This window comes from Micromonospora sp. DT201 (assembly GCF_049841575.1).
Taxonomy (GTDB): domain Bacteria; phylum Actinomycetota; class Actinomycetes; order Mycobacteriales; family Micromonosporaceae; genus Micromonospora.
Window position 1 is genome coordinate 730,193 of sequence record NZ_JBNCKP010000001.1, and the last position, 21,581, is coordinate 751,773.

The following is a 21,581-nucleotide window of genomic DNA, read 5'->3' on the forward strand; positions in this document are numbered from 1 at the left end:
TTCGCGGTTGATGGCCGGTTATGCACCGGCTGGGCCAGTGCGGCTGCGCAACTTCGTCGGTGGTGAGTTCGTCGACGGTGGGCCGACGTTCGCCAAGGCCAGCCCGGTCACCGGTGAGCAGGTGTTCGAGGTGGTCGAGGCGACCAAGTCCACGGTGGACGACGCGGTGGCCGCGGCCCGGGCCGCCCTGCGCGGGCCGTGGGGTCGGATGGGCGAGCGGGAACGCGCCGAGGTGCTGCGCCGGGTCACCGATGAGCTGGAGCGCCGCTTCGACGACCTGGTCGCCGCGGAGGTCGCCGACACCGGCAAGTCCATCGCCCAGGCCCGCACACTGGACATCCCGCGCGGTGCGGCGAACTTCCGGGCGTTCGCGGAGATCGTGGCGACCGCCCCCACCGAGTCGTTCACCACCGTCACCCCGACCGGCGGTCGCGCGCTCAACTACGCGCTGCGCAAACCGGTCGGCGTGGTCGCGGTCATCGTGCCGTGGAACCTGCCACTGCTGCTGCTCACCTGGAAGGTGGCCCCGGCGCTGGCCTGCGGCAACGCCGTCGTGGTCAAGCCCAGCGAAGAGACGCCCGCCTCAGCGACGCTGCTCGCCGAGGTGATGGCCGCCGCCGGCGTACCAGCCGGTGTGTTCAACCTGGTGCACGGGTTCGGGCCCGACTCGGCCGGCGAGTTCCTCACCCGCCACCCGGGGGTCGACGCGATCACCTTCACCGGCGAGTCGGCCACCGGCGGCGCGATCATGCGGGCCGCCGCCGACGGGGTGAAGGCGGTGAGCTTCGAGCTGGGCGGCAAGAACGCCGGCCTGGTCTTCGCCGACGCCGACCTGGACGCGGCGGTCGCCGGCTCGATGCGTTCCAGCTTCACCAACGGTGGGCAGGTCTGCCTCTGCACCGAACGCATCTACGTGCAGCGCCCGGTCTTCGAGGAGTTCACCGCCCGGCTCGCGAAGCAGGCCGGCGAGTTGGCGTACGGCTGGCCGACCGACGAGGCCACCGCCACCATGCCGTTGATCTCCCACCAGCACCGGGCGAAGGTGCTCGGCGCGTACGAGCTGGCCCGCGCCGAGGGCGCCGACGTGCTGACCGGCGGCGGCACGCCCACCTTCGGTGACGCCCGCGACGGCGGGTCGTACGTGCAGCCGACCGTGCTCACCGGGCTCGGCCCCGACGCTCGTACCAACCGGGAGGAGATCTTCGGCCCGGTGGTGCACGTCGCCCCGTTCGACACCGAGGACGAGGCGTACGCCCTCGCGAACGGCACCGAGTACGGCCTGGCGGCAACCGTGTGGACCAGGGACGTGGGCGTCGCCCACCGAGCCGGAGCGCGGCTCGACGCCGGCATCGTCTGGGTCAACACGTGGTTCCTGCGCGACCTGCGGACCCCGTTCGGCGGGGTGAAGGCGTCCGGCATCGGCCGAGAGGGTGGCGTGCACTCACTGAACTTCTACTCCGAACTCACAAACGTCTGCGTGGATCTGTCGTGAGCGCACCGCAGCGAGGAGCGGGCATGAAACCTGACATCGAGGCCGCCAACCGGGAGCTGGCCGACGCCCGTCACAGCGGCAAGCCGTGCCCACCGCTGCGTGGCCGGCTGCTGCCGGAGGGGGACGTCGAGTCCGCGTACCGTGTGCAGCAGCTCCAGTCGCGGGCCTGGCAGGGCCGCGGGGAACGCCGGGTCGGCGCGAAGATCGGGCTGACCTCCCGGGCGGTGCAGGAGACCTTCGGGGTGTTCCAACCCGACTTCGGGATGCTGACCGACGCCATGGCGGTCAGCGACGGCGTCGAGGTGGACATCGACCGGCTGCTCCAGCCGCGGGTCGAGGCGGAGATCGCGTTCGTGCTCGCCAAGGACATCGCGGACCCGCAGATCACCACGGTCGACCTGATCCGTGCGGTCGACTACCTGTTGCCGGCGATCGAGATCGTCGACTCGCGGATCGCCGCCTGGGACATCTCCATCGTGGACACCGTCGCCGACAACGCCTCCAGCGGGCTCTTCGTGCTCGGTACGACGCCGCGCCGGCTCGCCGACGTCGACCTGCGGCTGTGCGGAATGGTGCTGGAGCACGCCGGTGAGCCGGTCTCGGTGGGCGCCGGCGCGGCCTGCCTGGGCAACCCGCTGCACGCCCTGCAGTGGCTGGCCGACACCCTCGCGCGCGCCGGTGACCCGCTGCGCGCAGGCGACGTGGTGCTCTCCGGGGCGCTCGGCCCGATGGTGCCGGTCACCCCGGGTGCCGCGTACGAGGCACGGATCTCCGGGCTCGGCTCGGTGCGCACCTGTTTCAGCAAGGGGAGTGACCAGTGACCGGCGTGGCGGTGCTGGGATCGGGAAACATCGGCACCGATCTGATGATCAAAGTGTTGCGGCTCAGTAGCGAGCTGCGGATGGTGGCGATGGCCGGCATCGACCCGGCGTCCGACGGCCTGGCCCGGGCCCGCCGGCTCGGCGTGGCCACCACCGCCGACGGCGTGGACGGGCTCGTGGCGATGCCTGAGTTCGCCGACGTCGAGCTGGTCTTCGACGCCACCTCGGCCGGCGCGCACCGACGTCATGACGAGGTGCTGCGGGCGCACGGCCGCACGATCGTCGACCTGACCCCGGCCGCGCTCGGCCCGTACGTGGTGCCGCCGGTCAACCTCGACGAGCACCTGCACGAGCCGAACGTCAACATGGTGACCTGCGGCGGTCAGGCGACCGTGCCGATCGTCGCCGCCGTTGGTCGGGTCACCCCGGTGGCGTACGGGGAGATCGTGGCGTCCATCGCGTCCCGCTCCGCCGGGCCGGGCACCCGGGCCAACATCGACGAGTTCACCGAGACCACGGCCCGGGCCATCGAGGTGGTTGGTGGCGCCGAGCAGGGCAAGGCGATCATCGTGCTGAACCCGGCGGACCCGCCACTGCTGATGCGCGACACCGTCTACTGCCTCTGCCCGGACGCTGACGCCGACACCGACGCCATCGCGGCCTCGGTGGCGGACATGGTGGCCTCGGTGCAGGAGTACGTCCCCGGCTACCGGCTCAAGCAGGACGTGCAGTTCGACCGGGTCGAGGCGTACCTGCCGACGCTCGGGCGACAGCTCACCGCGTTGCAGGTGTCGGTCTTCCTGGAGGTCTCCGGTGCCGGGCACTACCTTCCGGCGTACGCCGGCAACCTGGACATCATGACCTCCGCCGCGTTGCGTACCGCCGAGCGGCTGGTCGCCCTGCGTTCTTCGGAGGTGGCCGCGCCATGACCGAGCTGTACATCCAGGACGTGACGCTGCGCGACGGCATGCACGCCATCGCGCACCAGTACACCGTCGAGCAGGTGCGCACCATCGCCGCTGCGCTGGACGCCGCCGGTGTCGCCGCAATCGAGGTGGCACACGGTGACGGGCTCGCCGGTTCCAGCGTCAACTACGGCCATGGAGCCGCCAGCGACGCCGAGTGGATCACCGCCGCCGCCGAGGTGCTGACCACGGCGAAGCTGACCACCCTGCTGCTGCCGGGCATCGGCACGATCGCCGACCTGAAGGCCGCGAAGGCGCTCGGGGTGACAAGTGTCCGGATCGCCACCCACTGCACGGAGGCGGACATCTCCGCCCAGCACATCTCCTGGGCACGGGAGAACGGCATGGACGTGGCCGGGTTCCTGATGATGTCGCACATGTCCGACGCAGCCGAGCTGGCCGGGCAGGCCAAACTCATGGAGTCCTACGGGGCGCACTGCGTCTACGTCACCGACTCCGGCGGTCGGCTGCTCATGTCCGACGTGGCGCAGCGGGTCGACGCGTACCGGCAGGTCCTCGCTCCGGAGACGCAGATCGGCATCCACGCCCACCACAACCTGTCACTCGGGGTTGCCAACAGCGTGCTCGCCGTCGAGCACGGCCGGGTCACCGGGTCCGGGCCGGCCGGCCCCGACGCACCCCACGGTCGGACCGTCCGCGTCGACGCCTCCCTCGCCGGCATGGGCGCGGGTGCCGGCAACGCCCCCTTGGAAGTCTTCGTCGCCGTCGCCGAGCTGCACGGCTGGAAGCACGGCTGCGACGTGTTCGCGCTGATGGACGCGGCCGACGACATCGTCCGCCCGTTGCAGGACCGGCCGGTCCAGGTGGACCGGGAAACGCTCTCCCTCGGGTACGCGGGGGTCTACTCCAGCTTCCTGCGGCACGCCGAGCGGGCATCCGCGAAGTACGGCGTGGACGTCCGCTCGATCCTGGTCGAGCTGGGCCGGCGCCGGATGGTCGGCGGCCAGGAGGACATGATCGTGGATGTCGCGCTGGACCTGGTGGGTCAGCGTAAGGAGGAGAACGCGTGATCGGCGTGGACACTGCAGGTATCGCGGCGAAGCTGGGCACGGCGGCGGCCACGGCCACCGCAATTCCGCAGCTCGCCGCCGAGGTGGGGCTGGACGTGCCGAGCGCGTACGGGGTGCAGGCGGCGCTGGTGCAGCGGCGACTGGACGCCGGCGAGCGGCTGGTCGGGCTGAAGATGGGGCTCACCAGCAAGGCGAAGATGGCCCAGGTCGGCGTCGACGAGGTGATCTGGGGGCAGCTCACCGACGCGATGCGGGTGCCCGACGGCGGCACCGTGGACCCGGCCGCGTACATCCATCCCCGGGTCGAGCCGGAGGTGGCGTTCCTGCTGGACCGGCTGCCCGAGCCGGGTGAACCGGTCGGCGACTTCGCCAACGCGGTCCGCGCGGTCGCCCCGGCCATCGAGCTGATCGACTCCCGGTACGCCGACTTCCGTTTCTCGCTGCCGGACGTGATCGCCGACAACACCTCGGCCGCCGCGTTCGTGATCGGGCCGTGGTCGCCGGTGCCCGCCGGGTTGGACAACCTCGGCGTGTTGCTGGAGGTGGACGGGCGGGTAGCGCAGGTCGGCTCGACCGCGGCGATCCTCGGCGACCCGCGCCGGGCCCTCGACGAAGGCATCCGGTTGGCTGGCCGGCACGGGGTGCGGTTGCAGTCCGGCTGGGTCTTCCTGGCCGGTGCCGCCACCGCCGCTGTCCCGCTGCGTCCCGGCGCCCATGTCCGTGCGGTCGTGGAAAAGCTTGGCACCGCGTCTTTGCGGGCGTCGTCGTGAGCGCGGTGGTGGGGGTTCCGGGCTCCGTCGTGGGCGTGGCCGTGGGGGTTCCGGGCAGCCCGACCGGCTCCGGGCGGTCCGGCTTGATCCCTGCGCCGGTCGGGCTGCCCGGAACCCCTGACCTGGTCGCGGTCCCTACGGCGGTGCCTGGGGGTGAGTGGTCATGAGTGTCGATGGTGCTCGGGTGGTGGCTGGGAAGGCTGTGCCTCGGGGGGCTTTTCCGCACGTGAAGGTCGCGGGAGGGTTCGTCTTCGTGTCGGGTACGTCGTCGCGGCGGCCGGACAACAGCTTCGCCGGCGTCTCCGTTGACGAGTTGGGGACGACGAACCTCGACGTCCGGGTGCAGACGCGAGCCGTCATCGAGAACGTGCGGGACCTGCTGCGCTCGGTCGGCGCGGACCTCGCCGACCTCGTCCAGGTGACGTCGTACCTGGTCAACATGAACGACTTCGGTGGTTACAACGAGGTGTGGTCGGAGTTCTTCGACGCGGCCGGCCCGACCCGCACGACGGTGGCGGTGCACCAGTTGCCGCACCCGCACCTGCTCATCGAGATCCAGGCCGTGGCCCTTCTTCCCTCCGGAGGTCAGTCGTGAGCGACATTGCCGAGCCGTTCAGTTTTCCAGGATGGATCGCGGACAACCAGCACCTGTTGAAGCCGCCGGTGGGCAACAAGGAGATGTTCCCGGGCGGGGACGACTTCATCGTGATGGTGGTGGGCGGGCCCAACCAGCGCACCGACTTCCACGTGGACCCGTACGAGGAGTTCTTCTACCAGGTCAAGGGCAACATGCACATCAACCTGATGACCCCGGAGGGGCCGCGTACGGTGCACGTGCGCGAGGGTCAGATGTGGATGCTGCCGCGTAACACCCCGCACTCGCCGCAACGGCCGGAGGCCGGCTCGATCGGTGTGGTCGTCGAGCGGGTCCGTGCGGAGGGCACGCTGGAGACGTTCCAGTGGTACTGCCCCGAGTGCGGCAGCAAGGTGCACGAGGTGGAGTTGCAGGTGCGCGACATCGCCGCCGACCTGCCGCCGGTGTTCCAGGCGTTCTACGGCGATGAGCAGGCGCGCACCTGCGCCAACTGCGGCACCCTGCACCCGGGTAAGGGCTGATGCCCGCAGGTGTTGTCGACGTGCACACGCATGTCGTACCGAAGGGTTGGCCGGACCTCGGCGCGGCGTGCGGCGGGTCCGGCTGGCCCTGGTTGCGGGTCGACTCCGAGCGCGCGGCAATGATCATGGTGGGGGAGACGGAGTTCCGCCCGGTCGGCGCCGAGTGCTGGGACGCGTCGCGCCGACTGGCCGACATGGATGCCGACGGCGTGGACGTGCAGGTGGTCTCGCCGACGCCGGTCTTCTTCAGCTACGACCGCCCGGCCGACCAGGCGGTGAAGGTCGCCCGGATCTTCAACGACCTGACGCTGGAGGTCACCGCCGCCGGAGGCGACCGACTGGTGCCGTTCTGCCAGGTGCCACTGCAGGACCCGGACGCCGCCTGCGCCGAGTTGGACCGCAGCCTGGCTGCCGGGCACGTGGGCGTCGAAATCGGCAACCACGTCGGCGACCGGGACCTGGACGACGCCGGGGTGGTCACCTTCCTCCAGCACTGCGCCGAGGTGGGTGCTCCGGTCTTCGTCCATCCGTGGGACATGCCGGGCGGTCCCCGACTGGACCGGTGGATGGCTCGTTGGCTGACCGGGATGCCCGCCGAGACGCACCTGTCGGTGCTGGCGATGATCCTGGGCGGCGTTTTCGACCGGGTGCCGGAGACGCTGCGGATCTGCTTCGCGCACGGCGGCGGCAGCTTCCCGTTCTGGCTCGGCCGCGCCGACAACGCCTGGCACCGTCGCGGCGACCTGGTCCGCGGCGCGTCCGCCGGCCCGCCCAGCAGCTACGTCGACCGGTTCAGCGTCGACTCGGTCGTCTTCGCGTCGCCCGCTCTGCGGCTGCTGGTCGACACCCTGGGGGAGGACCGGGTGCTGGTCGGCAGCGACTACCCGTACCCGTTGGGCGAACGACCGGCCGGCGCGGTGGTCCGCGACGCCGACTTCCTCACCGACGCCCAGCGCGACAAGCTCCTGTCCACCAACGCGCTGCGCTTCCTCGGCGAGTCAGCTATATAACGATTGTTTCCGCGTATATACTCTGCCCATGAAGACCGTTATCGATCTTGACGATGAACTGCTCGACCGGGCCCGTCTCGAGCTCGGCACCAAGAGCAAGAAGGACACGATCCATGCCGCGCTGCGGCTCGTCGCGGAGCGCAGTCAGCGTGCGCAGGCTATCCGGGAACTGCTTTCGATCGACCAGGACTGGACCGGCCTGCTCGAGGACGACAAGACACCACGCGGCGAACAGGACGCCGCATGATCCTACCGGCCGGGCTTTACCTCATCGACACGTCGGTTTGGAGTCGCCGCAGCCAGCCGCTCGTTGGCAAGCGGATCACGACCATCCTTGAAGAAGGGCTCGCCGCGACCTGCGTGCCGCTCGATCTTGAGAACGGGCGAAGCGCCCGTAACTTCCGGGACGCCATGACGATGCGCGCGCGCCGTGCGGAGCTGATGATCGACCTTCCGATCACTCCGGCCGTGGCGACCAGGGCGCGCGATCTGCAACTGGCGCTGACGGCACGCGGTCACCACCGCGCCGCCAGCCCGGTCGACGTCCTGGTCGCTGCCACCGCCGCTGAATACTCCGCGAGCGTTCTGCACTACGACCGCGACTTCGATCTGATCAGCGACATCGGTGGGCCGCGCAGCGAATGGGCGGCACCTGCGGGCACGCTGCCCTGATCAGCGACGCCGTGTCGGCCGCTTCCGGCCGGTCGCAGCCGGCAGGATGAGGGCATGGCCGAGCCGCACGACCTGACCGCGTTGGAGCAGGCCGCCGCGATAGCCCGCGGCGAGCTGTCCAGCGTCGACCTGGTCGAGCACTCCCTGCGCCGGGTGGCAGCCATCGGTGACACCGTGGGCGCGTTCGTCACCGTCACGCCGGATCTCGCCCGGGAAACCGCACGCGCAGCCGACGCCGTGCCTGTCGAGGCCCGGGGCCCCCTACACGGCGTACCGACCGCGATCAAGGACCTGACGCTCACCGCCGGGGTCCGCACCACCTTCGGCTCGGCCGCCTTCGCCGACTTCGTTCCGCCGGTCGACGCCGACGTCGTCCGGTTCATCAAAGCCGCCGGTCTGGTAAGCCTGGGCAAGACGACCACCTCCGAGTTGGGCTGCTCGCTCTACTCGGAGGGTCGGGTCGCGCCGCCGGCCCGCAATCCGTGGCAGCTGGCGTACACCGCGGGTGGGTCCAGCGGCGGCGCGGCGGCGGCGGTGGCGGCCGGGCTGGTCCCGATCGCCCAGGGGTCCGACGGCGGCGGCTCGCTGCGCATCCCGGCGTCGCTGTGCGGCCTGGTCGGCTACAAGCCCAGCCGTGGCCTGGTCTCCGGCGGCCCGCTCGGCTTCGGCGCGTTCGGCCTGCCCACCAGCGGTCCGCTCGGGCGGACCGTCACCGACGTCGCCGCGCTGCTCGACGTCATGGCCGTCCCGGTCCCCGGCGAGCCCTACCTGCCGCCGCCCGCGCCGCCCGGCGGCTACCTGGCCGTCGCGCGCCAGGCCGAGCCCGGCCCGCTGCGGATCGGCCGGTTCACCACGCCGATGCTCGCCGACGAACCGGTGCACCCCGACTGCGTGGCCGCCGTGGACCGGGCCGCCGCGCTGCTCACCGCAGCCGGCCACGAGGTGGTCGAGGTGCCGCCGCCGCTCGGGCCGGCGACGTGGCCGCTGTTCGAAATCCTCTGGTACGTGCTGGCGCTCGCCCCGGTGCCGCCCCACCGAGAGGCGGAGCTGCTGCCGTTGACCCGGCTGCTGCGGGGCCGGGGCGCCGAGGTTTCCGCCGGCACCCTGGCCACCACCCTCGGTGAGTTGCAGGCGCAGGTCCGCCTCGGTGCCCGTCGCACCGCCGGCTGCGACCTGTTGCTCTGTCCCACCTTGGCCGTCCCGCAAGCACCCGTCGGCTGGTTCACCGCCGACGGTGACCCGGCGGCGGACTTCGACCGGCAACGCCGCTTCTCGCCCTACTGCGCCATCTTCAACGTCACCGGCGATCCCTCCGTCTCCCTGCCGCTCGGCACCACCACCGACGGCCTGCCCGTCGGGGTGCTGCTCACCGGCCGGTACGGCGACGACGCCCGGCTCATCGCGACTGCTGCGCAACTGGAGAACTGCAGTGACGGATGGGATCGGCACCCCGCAATCTGGCGGGCCGTCGACTCCGCTAACGTGATTGGCGACGGAGTCGGGCGGTCAGCATCATGATCGTCCATCCGAGCCGGTTGTTCGAGGTCGTCCTTCTTCTGCCTGGGGGCGTTGGGATTGTCTGTTACCGAGACGTTGCTGGTCTTCGTCGGCATCCCGTTGGCTGCGGTGCTGGTCATCGCCGGCCTGTCGTACGCCGGCAGTCGTGGTGGTGCCACCACCGGCGGCCGCGGTGGCGCCAAGCGCTACCGACCGGGCCGGCCCTTCGACTTCACTCCGGTCTGGTTTCTGGGCCGCCCGGAGCAACTGGCCGACTCGGCCGGCACCGCGCTGACGGCGGGGGCGCAGGCGCCCGCGCTGACCAGCCACAAGCTTGAGCAGGCCAGCGTCGAAGCGCCGGCCGGTGGAACCGGAGGCGCAAGTGACCGTTGGTGAAAAGCAGACCGGGTCGGAAAATCCGCCCGAGGTGCTCGACGGGCCTTTCTCAACCCGCCAGCTGCTGCGCATCGACGAGGCGCTGCGCCTGGCTGACCGGGGCACCGGCCTGGTCTTCTCGGTCTTCGTCGGCGGTCTCGACGAGCCCATCCGCGAGCACGCCCAGCGGCTGCACCGCCAGCTCGCCGACCCCGACAAGTCGGTGCTGATCGCTGTGTCGCCAAATCAGCGTCAGCTGGAGGTCGTCACCGGGCGGTACGCCCGCAAGCGCATCCCCGACACGTACGCGAAGCTGGCCGCGCTCTCCATGGTCGGCGCGTTCAGCGGCGGTGACCTGGCCGGCGGCATCATCAACGGTCTCGACCAGCTCGCCAGCCACGCCGGCAAGGGCTGAGCCCTCCACCTCCGACGAAGCCCACCCGCTCCACCCCGCGCGTCGCCGCGAGGGGCTGCGCCGCGCCCGTGCCGCGCGGTGCCGTGCGCCCGTGCCGTGCCTCGCGCCCGTGCCGTGCCTCGCGCCCGTGCCGTGCCTCGCGCCCGTGCCGTGCCTCGCAAGATCGTGCTAGATCCATGAGGTAGGGGTCTCCAACTCGTCGGAGACCCCTACCTCCATGTTCGATCGTGATCTTGCAGCCTGGGCCTGATCATCACGGCCAAGCGCGTTCGGCGACCATCACCGGTCGATGATCAACTCCATATCGGCGATATAGGGGTATCCGGCCGCCAGGACACCCCCACATCGGCGATATGGAGTGGATCAAGTGAGCCACGCTGGCCTGGCGGCGCGGGCTGGCGTGGGCCTGCGGCGGCGCGGGCTCGTACGGCGTTGGCCTGCGACGGCACGGGGCTTGCGTTGGCCTGGGTGGCGCGGGCTTGCAGCCACGCGGCTCGGGGGTGGCGCGGGCTTGCACCCACGTCCGCCAAGGGCCGGGGCGGGCTTGCGCTCACGTCGGCCAAGGATCGGCGCCGGCTTGCGCTCACGTCGACCAAGGGCCGGCGCGGGTTTGCACCCACGCCGGCCCCGGGCCGCGTACTCCCTGCTCAGCTCTGCTGGGCGTCCTTCGCGCGGGCCTTGAGCGCGCGCACCACGCCGTCGCGGCCCTCGGCTACCAGCCGGCGCAGCGGGCCCGGGTGCCCGTCACCGGCCAGCCACGTGTCGGTGGCCGCCACGGTGTCGTCCTCCACCAGGTAGGTCGGGTATGCGAGCTGGGCGAACTCCTGCGCCGGCTCGCTGTCCCGGGTGGCCCACACCTGGCCGACCGCCGCGAAGTACCGCTCCCGGTACGGGGCGATCAGCTCCACCTGCGCCGGGTGGGCGAGGCCCTGCAAGAGCGCCCGGTGGCGCCAGTTGGGCAGCGCGTCCGGGCCGGTCAGCAGCGCCCAGACGGCCTCCTTGTTCTCTACCGTCGGCACCAGCGCGTGCGCGTACGCCGCCTCCCGCTCGCCGCTGGCGGTGCGGTCGTTGGCCAACTCCGCCTCGATCTCGGCGGCACCGGCGGCGCCGTTGGCCACCAGCGCGGCGAGAACCGACCAGCGCAGCTCGGTGTCCACGGTCAGCCCGGCCGGCGCACCGGTGCCGGCCAGCCAGCCGCGCAGCGTCGCCAGGTCCTCTTCGGAGCGGGCGGCCGAGGCGTACGCACGGGCCCAGGCAAGCTGGAATCCGCTGCCGGGCTCGGCGGCGGCGAGCGCGTCACGGGCGGTACGGGCCAGCTCGGCCCAGCCGGTCGGCGCCCAGGCCGCGTCGGCGTAGAGGGCGATCGCGGTGGTCGCCTGCCGCAGGGTCGCGGTGACCAGGTTGATGTCGGTCTCCGCGGGGAGCCCGGTCAGCACCAGCGCCACGTAGTCGCGCGCCGACAGCTCGGCATCGCGGATCATGTCCCATGCTGCGGTCCAGCACAGTGCCCGCGCCAGCGACGACTCGAAGCCGCCGATGTGCTGCACCACGGTCGCCATCGAGCGGTCGTCGAGGCGCAGCTTGGTGTAGCTCAGGTCGTCGTCGTTGAGCAGCAGCACGTCGGCGGCGCGGACGCCGCGCAGCTCGGCGAGGTCCGTCCGTTCGCCGGTGACGTCCACCTCGTGTCGCTCGCGGCGGACCAGCCGCCCGTCGGTCAGGTCGTACAGGCCCACGCCGATCCGGTGCGTACGCAGCGTCGGGTACGCCGCTGGCGCTTCCTGCCGCACGACCACCTGCTCGTACGTCCCGTCCGCGCCGATCGTCACCTCCGGCCGCAGGGTGTTGACCTGCGCGGTCTCCAGCCACTGCGCGGCGAACTTGCGCAGCTCCCGGCCGGACGCGGCCTCCAGCTCGGTGAGTAGGTCGTCGAAGGTGGCGTTGCCCCAGGCGTGCTTGCCGAAGTAGGCCCGCAGCCCGGCGACGAACGGCTCCTCACCGACGTACGCGACAAGCTGCTTGAGCACGCTCGCGCCCTTGGCGTAGGTGATGCCGTCGAAGTTGACCTCGACGGCCTCCATGTCCGGCATCTCGGTGTAGACCGGGTGGGTGGAGGAGAGCTGGTCCTGCCGGTAGCCCCAGTTCTTCCGGATGGACAGGAACGTCGTCCACGCCTCGGTGAACCGGGTCGCGTTGGTGTTGCACCAGTGGCTGGCCCACTCGGCGAACGACTCGTTCAGCCACAGGTCGTTCCACCAGCGCATGGTGACCAGGTCGCCGAACCACATGTGGGCCAGCTCGTGCAGGATCGTGTTGGCCCGCTGCTCGTACTCGAAGTCGGTGACCTGCGAGCGGAACAGGTAGTGCGACTCGGCGTGCGTCACGCAGCCGAAGTTTTCCATCGCGCCGGCGTTGAAGTCGGGCACCCAGAGCTGGTCGTACTTCGGCAGCGGGTAGCGCACGCCGAACTTCTCGTGGAAGAAGTCGAAGCCCTGCTTGGTGATCAGGAACAGGTCGTCGGAGTCCAGATATTGCGCCATCGACGCCCGGCAGAACGCCCCCAGGTCGATGCCGTCGTGACTGTCGCGCACCTCGTGGTACGGCCCGGCGCACATCGCCGTGATGTAGGTGCTCATCCGGGGCGACTCGGTGAAGTGCAGCGTCTTGAGCCCTTCACCCGCCGGCTCCTCCCGCTGCACGGGCATGTTGGAAACCGCCCGCCAGTGCGCAGGCACCGTGGCGTGCCAGGTGTAGACGCTCTTCAGGTCCGGCTGGTCGAAGCAGGCGAAGACCCGCTGCGCGTCGGCCGTCTCGAACTGGCTGTAGAGGTACGTCTCGCCGTCCACCGGGTCGACCGTGCGGTGCAGACCCTGGCCGCTGTTGGAGTAACCGAAGTCGGCGTCGACCACCAGGGTGTTGTCGCTCTCCAACCCGGACAGGACGAGACCCTTCTCGGCTGACCAGTCGGAGAGGTCGACCGGCGCGCCGTTCAGCGTCGCGGACCGCACCGACTCGGCGGCCAGCTCGATGAACGTGCTCGCGCCTGGCTCGGCGCAGCGGAACCGGACCTCGGTGGTCGACCGGAACGTGCGGCCGTCCGTCGCCAGCACGGCGGTCGACAGGTCCAGACTGATGTCGTATCCCGTCACGTTGAGTAGGCGGGCCCGCTCGGTCGCCTCGACCTGCGTCAGGTTGCGCACTCCCGGCACTGTTCGTCTCCATCCCACAATTCGCCGTACGCCCGGCGGCGCCCGTTCGCCAACCGCTCGTGGCGGCCAGCCCGATCCGAGTCTTCCACGTACGGGCAGCCCGCGGTGGCCGAGGTCACGCTCTCATTCCGGTGTCGCTCGATGGACCGCGGGGTGAAGATTCGAGGAGACGCCGGACTGCCGGCGCCACCCGTCGCGAAGGGATCTCACCGTGACCGAACGTGTCACCGCTGACATGTGGTTCGACCCGATCTGCCCATGGGCATGGATCACCTCCCGTTGGCTGCTGGAGGTCGAGCAGGTCCGGGCAGTAGACGTCCGCTTCCACGTGATGAGCCTGTCGGTGCTCAACGAGGGGCGGGATCTGCCCGAGCAGTACCGGGAGTTGATGAACAACGGCTGGGGTCCGGTGCGGGTCTGCATCGCCGTGGAGCAGCAGCACGGCTCGGACGCGGTGCGCAAGCTCTACACCGCGCTGGGCACCCGGATCCACCTCGGCAAGGAGCAGCTCGGGCCAGAGCTTTACGCCGCCGCGCTGACCGACGTCGGCCTGGACCCGGCGCTGGCCGCGGCCGCCGGCAGCACCGATTACGACGAGGCGCTGCGGGCCAGCCACGAGGCCGGCATGCGCCCGGTCGGGCAGGACGTCGGCACCCCGGTCGTTCACGCGCCCGGCCCGGACGGCAGCCCGGTCGCGTTCTTCGGCCCGGTGATCACCCCGGCGCCGAAGGGGGAGGCTGCGGGCCGACTCTGGGACGGCGTACTGCTGGTCGCCAGCACCCCTGGCTTCTACGAGCTCAAGCGCACGCGTGAGCAGGGCCCGATCTTCGACTGAGCTGTGTGGAAAGGGGCCCCCTGTTCAACGCCGCGCGTCGAACGGGGGGCCCTTTCTGACGGCGCACCGCACCGCGCCTCGCTCGGCGTGTCGCGCTACAGCGGTGCCTGCCCCGTCACCGGAAGACCGTCGGGCTCGTTGGCCTGCATGTCCGCCGCAGCGACCCGCAGGGCCGCACGCCGCAGCTCGTGGAGGCATTCCCGATGGCCAAGCACCGTGCGTCCGGTGACGATCAGCTGACCCGGCAGGGGGTGATCGAGACTCCCGGCGCGGCCTACTGGTCGGTCGACGACTCCCGCTGGCCGACGGTCCGCCCCGACCTTCCCGCCCACGTGGTGGACCTGCTCGCCCCGCCCATCGTGGTCGGCGTGGCTCGCGTGCCGGTGACCTCCCGCCTCAACCCACCCGGCGACGCCGTGTCGGCCGACCCTGCGGCAGCGCTCGCCGAGCCCGTGCCGCCGGTAGCTCCGGTTCACGAGGCCCTACCGCCGGTTCCGGTCGTGGCTGCCCCCGTACCGTCGGCTCCGGTCCTTGCGTCGGCGGCCGCGCCGGCCGAACCCGCGCCGCCTCCGCCGGCACCCGCCGCCCCGCGTCCGGTGCCGACGCCGCCGCTGAGCCCGCGGCCCGTCCCGTCGCCGCCTCCCGAGCGTCCGGTGCCGGGGCCGCCCGCGTCGCCTCGGCGCGCCGTGAACACCGGGCCGACCGCGACCGGCCGACGGGGCAACGGTGGGCCCGCAACGGCAGGCAGGCACCGCCGGGGCGCGTCCGACCGCGCCAGCTGAGCGGCCCAGCGCTTTCATCTGGTGGACGCCCTGCGGGTCCCCGTCGGCGGTGACACCGTCGCCGGTAGCGTCAGTGGGCATGACGGTCGTGCATCCGATCTCCCGGGCCTGGGTCACCACTGGTGGCACCGGCGCCCAAAACTACGACGAGTTCGCCGACGACGCGGAGATCACCGCGATCATCGAAGCGAACCCGCACAGTGCTCTCGGCATCGAGATGCCGCATCGTGCCCCGCAGAGCCTGGGTAAGTCGTTCCTCGACGCGCTGCCGGACGCGGTGGCCCGCCTCGCCGAGACCAAGGCCGACGGGAGCTACACCCCTGCCGAGCAGGTGGTGGTGCTCTACCGCATCAGCGCGCCTGGCGAGGAGCCGGCGTACGGGCTGTTCGCAATGGTGGACACCGACCAGATCTCCACCCGGGCCGACGAGCCGGGCCTGGTCATCCGCAACGAGGACGTCTTCATCGCCAAGGTGCGCGAGCGGGTGGCGCTGGCCGAGGCGTTGGGTCACCTTCTCTCACCCGTACTCCTGTTGCAGACCGGGCGTGGCGACGAGCTGCACGCCGCCCTCGCGGAGGCGACCGACACGGCCGGCGCGCCCGCTGCGACGGACACCGACCAGGCGGGGCGCACGCACGCCATCTGGCTGCTCGGCCCCGGCCCGGAGCAGGCCGCGCTGACCGCCCTCGCCGGTGGCGGGGAGCTGGTCGTCGCGGACGGTAACCACCGCAGTCTGGCCGCCCAGACCGGCGGCCTGCCGCGCTTCCTGGCCGTGGTCACCACCCCCGCGTCGGTGGCCATCCAGCCGTACAACCGGCTGGTCAGCGAGCTGACCACCACACCGGCCGAGCTGCTCGACCGGCTGCGGGCCGCGGGCGCCGAGGTTGAGCCGATCGACGGCCCGGTCGAGGTCCCGGCGGCCGGCGGCACCGTGCACCTTCGCCTCGACGGCCAGGGGTACGCGGTGCGCCTGCCCGCCACGGCCGCAGGCGACCTGGAGAACCTGGACCACGCCCGGGTCGAGCGGTTGCTGCTGCGCGACGCGCTCGGGCTGGACCCGGGCGACAAGCGGATCACCTACGTCGGCGGTGACTACCCGGCGAGCTGGCTCACCGGTGAGGTCGACGCCGGGCGGGCTGAGCTGGCCGTCCTGATCGCGCCGGTGACCGTGGCGGACTTCGTCGCGGTCAACCTGGCCCGGGAGAAGATGCCCCGCAAGAGCACCTGGTTCACCCCGAAGGCGCGTGGCGGTCTGGTTGTCGCCGAACTGCCGCGCTGAGCGGCCGCGGACCCGACCGTGTGACGAACCCGGCTCTCCGACGCCGCCCGTGCGACGTCGGAGAGCGCGGCCTGACAGACTGCCCGGTATGCGCGTCTACCTGGGATCCGATCACGCCGGCTTCGAGTTGAAGGTGCACCTGGCCAACCACCTGGCCATGCAGGGGTACGACGTCGTCGACGTCGGTCCGCACGGCTACGACCCGGACGACGACTACCCCACGTTCTGCCTGCACACCGGCGACCAGGTGGTGGCTGACGAGACGGGCCTCGGGGTGGTCATCGGTGGGTCCGGCAACGGTGAGCAGATCGCCGCGAACAAGGTCGCCGGGGTCCGCGCCGCACTGGCCTGGAACGTGGAGACCGCTCAGCTTGCCCGCCAGCACAACGACGCGAACGTGGTCGCGGTCGGTGCCCGCCAGCACACGTTGGACGAGGCAACCGGCATCGTCGAGGCATTCCTGAACACGCCGTTCTCCGGCAACGAGCGGCATGCCCGTCGGATCACCCAGGTGGCCGAGTACGAGCGGACCCGGCAGCTGCCCGACCTGCCCTGACCCGGTCTGGCGGTCAGCGCGGCGAGCGGGGCAACTCCTCGCGGGGCACCCAGTTACGTCGGACGACCACCACCCGGGCCTCCGCCTCGGCCAGGTCGTCGTCGGTGGGTCTGGCGGCGTCCCGGGCCCGCAGCGCGGCGCTCAGCCCCACCTGGGACGAGCCAGAACCGACCAATCCGCGCAGCCCTCGCTCGCCGTCGCGCTCGTCGCCGCCCGGGCCTCTGCGGCGCGGCGGCGGGTTGTCGTTGTCATGCACACCCGCGGTGCTGGCCGTCGGGCTGTCGCCGCCCCGATCGGCCGGCTCGGCGTCGGGGTGGTGGCGTAGCCGTCGGCGTCGTCGGTCGGGGTCACCCATCAGCCGACCGTACCCTGGCGGGCATGCGATCCGGCGCTGTCGTGCCGCGCCGCGTCTCGGGCAGGTTCTGCGACCTGTTGGCCGGCTGGCTACCCTCGGATCCAGGCGGCGGTGATGCCGTCGGTCAGGGGGAGGACGAGATGGCAGACCAGACGCAGCCGTGGGCGGAACGGACCGTGGAGGTGCCACCGCAGGCCGGCGTCGGGGTGCCGCCGCAGCGCGACGGGTTCCGCCGGGGCGTGGCCCCGGTGGGTCAGCCGCGCAGCCCGCGGACCGAGCCGTTCCCGGTGGTCGAGCAGGAGCCGACCGGCACCGGCTGGCCCGGCGAGCCGGTCCCGCGCCGGTCGCTGAGCTGGCGGATGGCGCAGCTGCGTCGCGGCGGTGAGTGGAGTGCGACCGCCGGGCTCTTCGCGTTCGTGTGCTGGGGGATCTGGGCGCTCTCCGGCCAGGGTGACCTGAGCGGCCCGCTGCTGGTGCTGGTGCTCAGTCTGCTGGTGGCGATCGGCCTGTTCGCCCTGTCCCGACTCGTCGGCCGGGTGGTCCTGGAGCGGCAGCTCGGGCGGGTCCGCCGCAGCGCCCGAGGTGCCCACCTGGCGACGGCGGTGTTCCTCGCTGGCCTGGGTGTGGCGTGGCTTCAGCAGACCGAGTGGGTCGTCTCGGCCTGGAACTGGATCTCCTCGAACTGAGAATCGAGGAAACGCCCAGGCGGCCGGCGAGCGCCGCCCGCCCGGGCGTCAGCCTCGCGGCACGCCGCGAGGCTGGTCGTCTCCTCCACCAGACAGGGCCGCCGCATACCCCGCTGACCACGGTTCATCCGTAGTCGGGCGGTCCGTCTCTCGGCAGCACCTGTCGACAGCCCGCCGCGTTCCCTGGGCCGTAACTCTTGCGGTAAACCGCGCTTCGCCTGAGCCGACAGCGCCCGCTGCGGCCCGGCCGGCGGTGCCGTGTCCGGCACGCGGGCACGGCACCGCCGGGAGGATCAGGGAGCGGGCTGAGCCGCCGCGTAGTCGCGGGCCACCCGGACCAGCTCCACCAACCCGCCGGCGTACTCCTGGGACTCGCCGTGCGCCTCGTCGAACGGCGGCTGGAAGCCGACGGCCTCCCACTCGCTGGTGGCCGGGTTCCACCTGTCGTTCCCGACCTCGAAGTCCCAGGCGAAGATGCCCAGCTCGTAGTAGAGCTGGTCGGCCGAGTTGCCGGCAGCGGAGTAGAGCACGTCGGCGACCGGGCCGGTCTGCGACGGCCAGGTGACGGTGCCGCGTTCCTGTGTGATGGCACCGACGATCCGCCGGGCGCTGTTGAGGAACAGCGTCGACTCGTCGATCGACGGCCGGGGCAGGGTGATCCGCCCGTCGGCCCGGTACGCCCCCGGCGGCCACATGAAGTACCCGCCGTAGGAGTGGACGTTCATCGCGAACTTGATGTTCGAATGTGCCTGGGCGAGCGCGATGACGTTGCTGCTCTCCGCCTCGGACAGCTCAGCGGTGCCCGAGTAGGTGCCGGACAGGCAGTTGGCGCTGCCGCCCACATAGCCGTCGAAGTACGACCCGACGGTGTAGTTGCGGTTGATGTCGACGCCCCACGACGTTCGGTTCTTCGGGTCGCGGGCCGGCCCGGTGCAGTGGTTGACCAGGTTCTTGCGCTGGAAGTTGAAGTCGTTGAAGGAGTAGTTCGCGCCGTCGGGGTTGACCATCGGGATGACGAAGATGTCGACCTGCTCCAGCAACTCCCGGGTGGCCGGGTCGGTGCGGGCGTTGGCCAGCATCCGCTCGGCGAACTCCAGCGTCACAAGCGGCGTGGCCCACTCCCGGGCGTGTTCCTGGGAGTACGCGAGCACCCCGACCCGGGAGCCGTCCCGGTGCACGCCGAGGCGCAGCGCCTGCACCGTCCAGGGCCGTGCCGGCACCTCGGTGCCCTGCAGGCCGTCGTCGAGTCGGGCGGGTCCGGCGACCGGCATCGGTAGCCCGGCCGAGCCGTCCTCGACGGTGGCCTGGAACCGGCCCGGTTGGCGGGCGTTGATCGCTGCCGCGACTTCGTCGGTGGTGCTCACCGTCTTGCCTGCGGTGTCGGTGGCCAGCGAGACCGTGAGGACGCGGTCGCGGTAGCCGACGGTCAGTGGGCGGTTTCGCCGGCCCGGGTCGACCGTCCGCACCTGGACACCGTTCATGCCCTGGTCGCCGAAGCGGACCGACTCGACCACCACGGCGCCCACCGTCGGGTCCCCCAGGTAGGCGACGGCGTTGCGTCGGTATCCCTGGGTCTTGTTCGGCAGGTCGATCACGTCGACCAGGTCCCGGTACTGGCGGGCCAACCGTTTGATCCGCGCCTGGATGTCCGTCGGCGTCAGGTACGCGTCGATGAAGTCCTTCTGGTAGCCGGCCGGCAGCGGCGGTGGGGCGGCGTTGGGCCAGAGCGTCGGAGTGATCACCCGGCTGACGCCGCCGAGGCTGGAGGTGGCGCTCAGCTGAACCGGCCGGCTTGGCACCGGCTGGGGGAGCGCGTAGTGGTACTGGTATTCGCCGGAGTCCTCGAACCGACCTAGAGGGAAGGACCCGGTGACGCCGTCCGCCGTCCGCCAGTTGACGGTGATCTCCACATCCGGGTCGTCGGTGGCGGTGGTGGCAACCTGAGCCTGCAGGAACGCCTGCCCACCGGTGGTCCACCAGTACGCCTGCTGCACCTGGAGGGTGTCCACGGCTGCGGCGGCGGTGGTCCGTTGGCCGGCCGCCGGAGCGCGTAGCCCGGCGGCGGTGCGGGCCTGAGCCGCGCGGACGCTGTCGGCGTAGTGCTGGCTGCCGTCCTCGGCACGCTGCACGACTTGGACCGCGGTTGCGCCCTGCGCGGTCAGCTCGGCGAGTTGCGCGCCGGTGAGCACCAGGTCGGCGAGGATCCGCCCGTCCCGGGCACGGGGCCGGTTGGCCAGGTCAGCGCCGGTGGCGACCAGCCGGTCGAGTTGCGCCTGATCGCGTAGCTGTACGCGGACCAGGGCGGTTTCGCCGGTGCTCAGGGTGATCGGTGTGGCCGGATCGGCGGGTGCCGCGCTTCCCGGACCGGGGTGAGACAACACTGCGCTGAACAGGATCGCTGTGGTGGCGGCAGCTGTCCACCGTCGTCGGACGATCATGTGCCCTCCTGACGGACATCGATGTCTTGGCTCTCACATCAGTGCATAGGTCGATGCCTGTCAAGGTCGGAGTCTCCGGCCGCCGATCCGCGGGCTCTCGTGCCGCTCGGTTGTAGCCTCGGCCCTTATGAGTTGGTTGCCGGACGACTTTGTCCACCCTGTCCACGTGCCCGTACCGCACACCGCGCTTCACCTGCGGCCGATCCGGGAGGCGGACACCGCGCTCGACTACCCCGCCGTGATGGGTTCCCGGGAGCGCCTGTGGGAGATATTCGGCCCGGCCTGGGGGTGGCCCCCGGAGGCGATGACCTATGAGGAGGACCGGATCGACCTGCTGCGGCACGAAAAGGAGATAGCCGCGCACGAGTCGTTCAACTACGCGCTGCTGGACGAGGGGGAGACGGCGATCCTCGGCTGCGTCTACATCGACCCGCCGGAGCGCACCGGCTCCGACGGCGAGGTGTCCTGGTGGGTGGTGGACGACCTTGTCGGCGGCGAGGAGGAGAGCGCGCTCGACGCGTTGGTGCCGCAGTGGATCGCCACCGACTGGCCCTTCCAGCAGCCCCGTTATCTGGGCCGGGACATCACCTGGAAGGAGTGGCTCGCGCTGCCGCGCGCCTCGTGACGCGTCCGAGGTGATCCGTGGTGGCATCGCCTCTGGCCTGGGCCGGAATCCGTTGAGCGGGCGACGAGAATCGAACTCGCGTAGTCAGTTTGGAAGACTGAAGCTCTACCATTGAGCTACGCCCGCGTGCACCCCGCCACTGCGGGGCGCGCTGACAGCGTACCCAATCGCGATGCCGGCTGTGTAGCCGCACCACCGGCGCGGCCCCAAGATCCGCGCAACCTCGGGAATGTTGCGGCTTCGGCCCGCCGGGAAGCAGCACTTTCCCCGACGTTGCGTGGATCTTGGAGGCGGGCCGGGGGTCGGGCCTGCCGGTCGGGTCGCGGGCCGCAGGCGGCTATGGCGGCGGCGAGCGCAGCTGGGTGGTAAGGGTGCCTTCAGGGGATATGTCCGGGTGGGGGGTGCCCCGGCCCCGCCTGAGTCGTGCCGACGGCATAGACTGCACGTCGCCACGGGGTGTGGCGCAGCTTGGTAGCGCACTCGCTTTGGGAGCGAGGGGCCGTGGGTTCAAATCCCGCCACCCCGACTGTCGTCCGCGGCCGAGCCGCCCCGGGTGCCGCATAGTGCGGTTCCCGGGCGCTGCCGGTGTGGCAGGCCGGCTCACCTACACTCGATGGGCTGAATTACGCCCAGACTCAACTGAGATCCGTCAAGG

22 protein-coding genes and 2 tRNA genes are annotated in these 21,581 nt (G+C 71.4%); 20 read left to right on the forward strand and 4 right to left on the reverse strand.

Annotation, left to right across the window (positions count from 1 at the left end; translation table 11 throughout):
- Positions 1 to 10 precede the first annotated feature (10 nt).
- The 13 genes from ACLQ28_RS03530 (at position 11) to ACLQ28_RS03590 (ending at position 10,164) form a co-directional block, all read left to right on the forward strand.
- A complete protein-coding gene (locus tag ACLQ28_RS03530; protein WP_425684781.1) occupies positions 11 to 1,492 on the forward strand; it encodes a 2-hydroxymuconic semialdehyde dehydrogenase in 1,482 nt (493 codons plus the stop codon).
- Between the two features lie 23 nt (positions 1,493 to 1,515).
- Entirely contained in the window at positions 1,516 to 2,313 is a 798-nt protein-coding gene (locus tag ACLQ28_RS03535) for a 2-keto-4-pentenoate hydratase (protein WP_425684713.1), read from the forward strand.
- Positions 2,310 to 3,242, forward strand: a complete 933-nt coding sequence (locus tag ACLQ28_RS03540; RefSeq protein WP_425684714.1) for an acetaldehyde dehydrogenase (acetylating) — start codon at positions 2,310 to 2,312, stop codon at positions 3,240 to 3,242. The genes ACLQ28_RS03535 and ACLQ28_RS03540 overlap by 4 nt, the downstream gene beginning before the upstream one ends.
- Positions 3,239 to 4,309 (forward strand): 4-hydroxy-2-oxovalerate aldolase, encoded by a 1,071-nt coding sequence (gene dmpG / locus ACLQ28_RS03545; protein ID WP_425684715.1) that lies wholly within the window; start codon positions 3,239 to 3,241, stop codon positions 4,307 to 4,309. Before ACLQ28_RS03540 ends, dmpG begins: the two co-directional genes overlap by 4 nt.
- Positions 4,306 to 5,079, forward strand: coding sequence for a 2-keto-4-pentenoate hydratase (locus tag ACLQ28_RS03550; RefSeq protein WP_425684716.1), 774 nt, complete (start codon positions 4,306 to 4,308; stop codon positions 5,077 to 5,079). The genes dmpG and ACLQ28_RS03550 overlap by 4 nt, the downstream gene beginning before the upstream one ends.
- A gap of 163 nt (positions 5,080 to 5,242) precedes the next feature.
- On the forward strand, positions 5,243 to 5,674 hold the full coding sequence (locus ACLQ28_RS03555; RefSeq protein ID WP_425684717.1) for a RidA family protein: 432 nt from the start codon (positions 5,243 to 5,245) through the stop codon (positions 5,672 to 5,674).
- The gene (locus ACLQ28_RS03560; RefSeq protein WP_425684718.1) at positions 5,671 to 6,195 is read left to right on the forward strand and encodes a 3-hydroxyanthranilate 3,4-dioxygenase; all 525 of its coding nucleotides are present in this window, start codon (positions 5,671 to 5,673) and stop codon (positions 6,193 to 6,195) included. Before ACLQ28_RS03555 ends, ACLQ28_RS03560 begins: the two co-directional genes overlap by 4 nt.
- Positions 6,195 to 7,205, forward strand: a complete 1,011-nt coding sequence (locus ACLQ28_RS03565; protein WP_425684719.1) for an amidohydrolase family protein — start codon at positions 6,195 to 6,197, stop codon at positions 7,203 to 7,205. The genes ACLQ28_RS03560 and ACLQ28_RS03565 overlap by 1 nt, the downstream gene beginning before the upstream one ends.
- Before the next feature lie 28 nt (positions 7,206 to 7,233).
- Entirely contained in the window at positions 7,234 to 7,452 is a 219-nt protein-coding gene (locus tag ACLQ28_RS03570) for a type II toxin-antitoxin system VapB family antitoxin (protein ID WP_425684720.1), read from the forward strand.
- The gene (locus tag ACLQ28_RS03575; RefSeq protein ID WP_425684721.1) at positions 7,449 to 7,877 is read left to right on the forward strand and encodes a PIN domain-containing protein; all 429 of its coding nucleotides are present in this window, start codon (positions 7,449 to 7,451) and stop codon (positions 7,875 to 7,877) included. Before ACLQ28_RS03570 ends, ACLQ28_RS03575 begins: the two co-directional genes overlap by 4 nt.
- A gap of 54 nt (positions 7,878 to 7,931) precedes the next feature.
- Entirely contained in the window at positions 7,932 to 9,395 is a 1,464-nt protein-coding gene (locus tag ACLQ28_RS03580) for an amidase (RefSeq protein ID WP_425684722.1), read from the forward strand.
- Between the two features lie 75 nt (positions 9,396 to 9,470).
- Complete coding sequence (locus tag ACLQ28_RS03585) at positions 9,471 to 9,770, forward strand: hypothetical protein (RefSeq protein WP_425684782.1); 300 nt, start codon at positions 9,471 to 9,473, stop codon at positions 9,768 to 9,770.
- On the forward strand, positions 9,757 to 10,164 hold the full coding sequence (locus ACLQ28_RS03590) for a DUF5130 family protein (RefSeq protein WP_425684723.1): 408 nt from the start codon (positions 9,757 to 9,759) through the stop codon (positions 10,162 to 10,164). Before ACLQ28_RS03585 ends, ACLQ28_RS03590 begins: the two co-directional genes overlap by 14 nt.
- A gap of 647 nt (positions 10,165 to 10,811) precedes the next feature.
- Here the strand turns inward: ACLQ28_RS03590 and pepN are convergent.
- Positions 10,812 to 13,361, reverse strand: a complete 2,550-nt coding sequence (pepN, locus tag ACLQ28_RS03595) for an aminopeptidase N (RefSeq protein WP_425684724.1) — start codon at positions 13,359 to 13,361, stop codon at positions 10,812 to 10,814.
- 220 nt (positions 13,362 to 13,581) lie between these two features.
- Between pepN and ACLQ28_RS03600 the strand changes: the two genes are divergently transcribed.
- The 4 genes from ACLQ28_RS03600 (at position 13,582) to ACLQ28_RS03615 (ending at position 16,822) form a co-directional block, all read left to right on the forward strand.
- Entirely contained in the window at positions 13,582 to 14,205 is a 624-nt protein-coding gene (locus tag ACLQ28_RS03600; protein WP_425684725.1) for a disulfide bond formation protein DsbA, read from the forward strand.
- 203 nt (positions 14,206 to 14,408) lie between these two features.
- Complete coding sequence (locus tag ACLQ28_RS03605; RefSeq protein ID WP_425684726.1) at positions 14,409 to 14,987, forward strand: hypothetical protein; 579 nt, start codon at positions 14,409 to 14,411, stop codon at positions 14,985 to 14,987.
- A gap of 79 nt (positions 14,988 to 15,066) precedes the next feature.
- Positions 15,067 to 16,266, forward strand: a complete 1,200-nt coding sequence (locus ACLQ28_RS03610) for a DUF1015 family protein (RefSeq protein ID WP_425684727.1) — start codon at positions 15,067 to 15,069, stop codon at positions 16,264 to 16,266.
- An 88-nt stretch (positions 16,267 to 16,354) separates the two neighbouring features.
- Positions 16,355 to 16,822: a ribose-5-phosphate isomerase gene (locus tag ACLQ28_RS03615; protein WP_425684728.1), complete on the forward strand. Its 468-nt coding sequence runs from the start codon at positions 16,355 to 16,357 to the stop codon at positions 16,820 to 16,822.
- Between the two features lie 13 nt (positions 16,823 to 16,835).
- Here the strand turns inward: ACLQ28_RS03615 and ACLQ28_RS03620 are convergent, their stop codons facing one another.
- The gene (locus ACLQ28_RS03620) at positions 16,836 to 17,177 is read right to left on the reverse strand and encodes a hypothetical protein (RefSeq protein WP_425684729.1); all 342 of its coding nucleotides are present in this window, start codon (positions 17,175 to 17,177) and stop codon (positions 16,836 to 16,838) included.
- Positions 17,178 to 17,317: 140 nt separating this feature from the next.
- Between ACLQ28_RS03620 and ACLQ28_RS03625 the strand changes: the two genes are divergently transcribed.
- On the forward strand, positions 17,318 to 17,863 hold the full coding sequence (locus ACLQ28_RS03625; protein ID WP_425684783.1) for a hypothetical protein: 546 nt from the start codon (positions 17,318 to 17,320) through the stop codon (positions 17,861 to 17,863).
- Positions 17,864 to 18,156: 293 nt separating this feature from the next.
- On the opposite strand, the gene ACLQ28_RS03630 is transcribed toward ACLQ28_RS03625, so the two are convergent.
- The gene (locus tag ACLQ28_RS03630) at positions 18,157 to 20,301 is read right to left on the reverse strand and encodes a M14 family zinc carboxypeptidase (protein ID WP_425684730.1); all 2,145 of its coding nucleotides are present in this window, start codon (positions 20,299 to 20,301) and stop codon (positions 18,157 to 18,159) included.
- Positions 20,302 to 20,467: 166 nt separating this feature from the next.
- Between ACLQ28_RS03630 and ACLQ28_RS03635 the strand changes: the two genes are divergently transcribed.
- Entirely contained in the window at positions 20,468 to 20,926 is a 459-nt protein-coding gene (locus ACLQ28_RS03635; protein WP_425684731.1) for an N-acetyltransferase, read from the forward strand.
- A gap of 55 nt (positions 20,927 to 20,981) precedes the next feature.
- Here ACLQ28_RS03635 and ACLQ28_RS03640 read toward each other — a convergent pair.
- Positions 20,982 to 21,052 (reverse strand) — tRNA-Gly (locus ACLQ28_RS03640).
- Positions 21,053 to 21,378: 326 nt separating this feature from the next.
- On the opposite strand from ACLQ28_RS03640, the gene ACLQ28_RS03645 reads away from it, so the two are divergent.
- A tRNA-Pro gene (locus ACLQ28_RS03645) sits at positions 21,379 to 21,452 on the forward strand.
- The last annotated feature ends 129 nt before the right edge of the window (positions 21,453 to 21,581 follow it).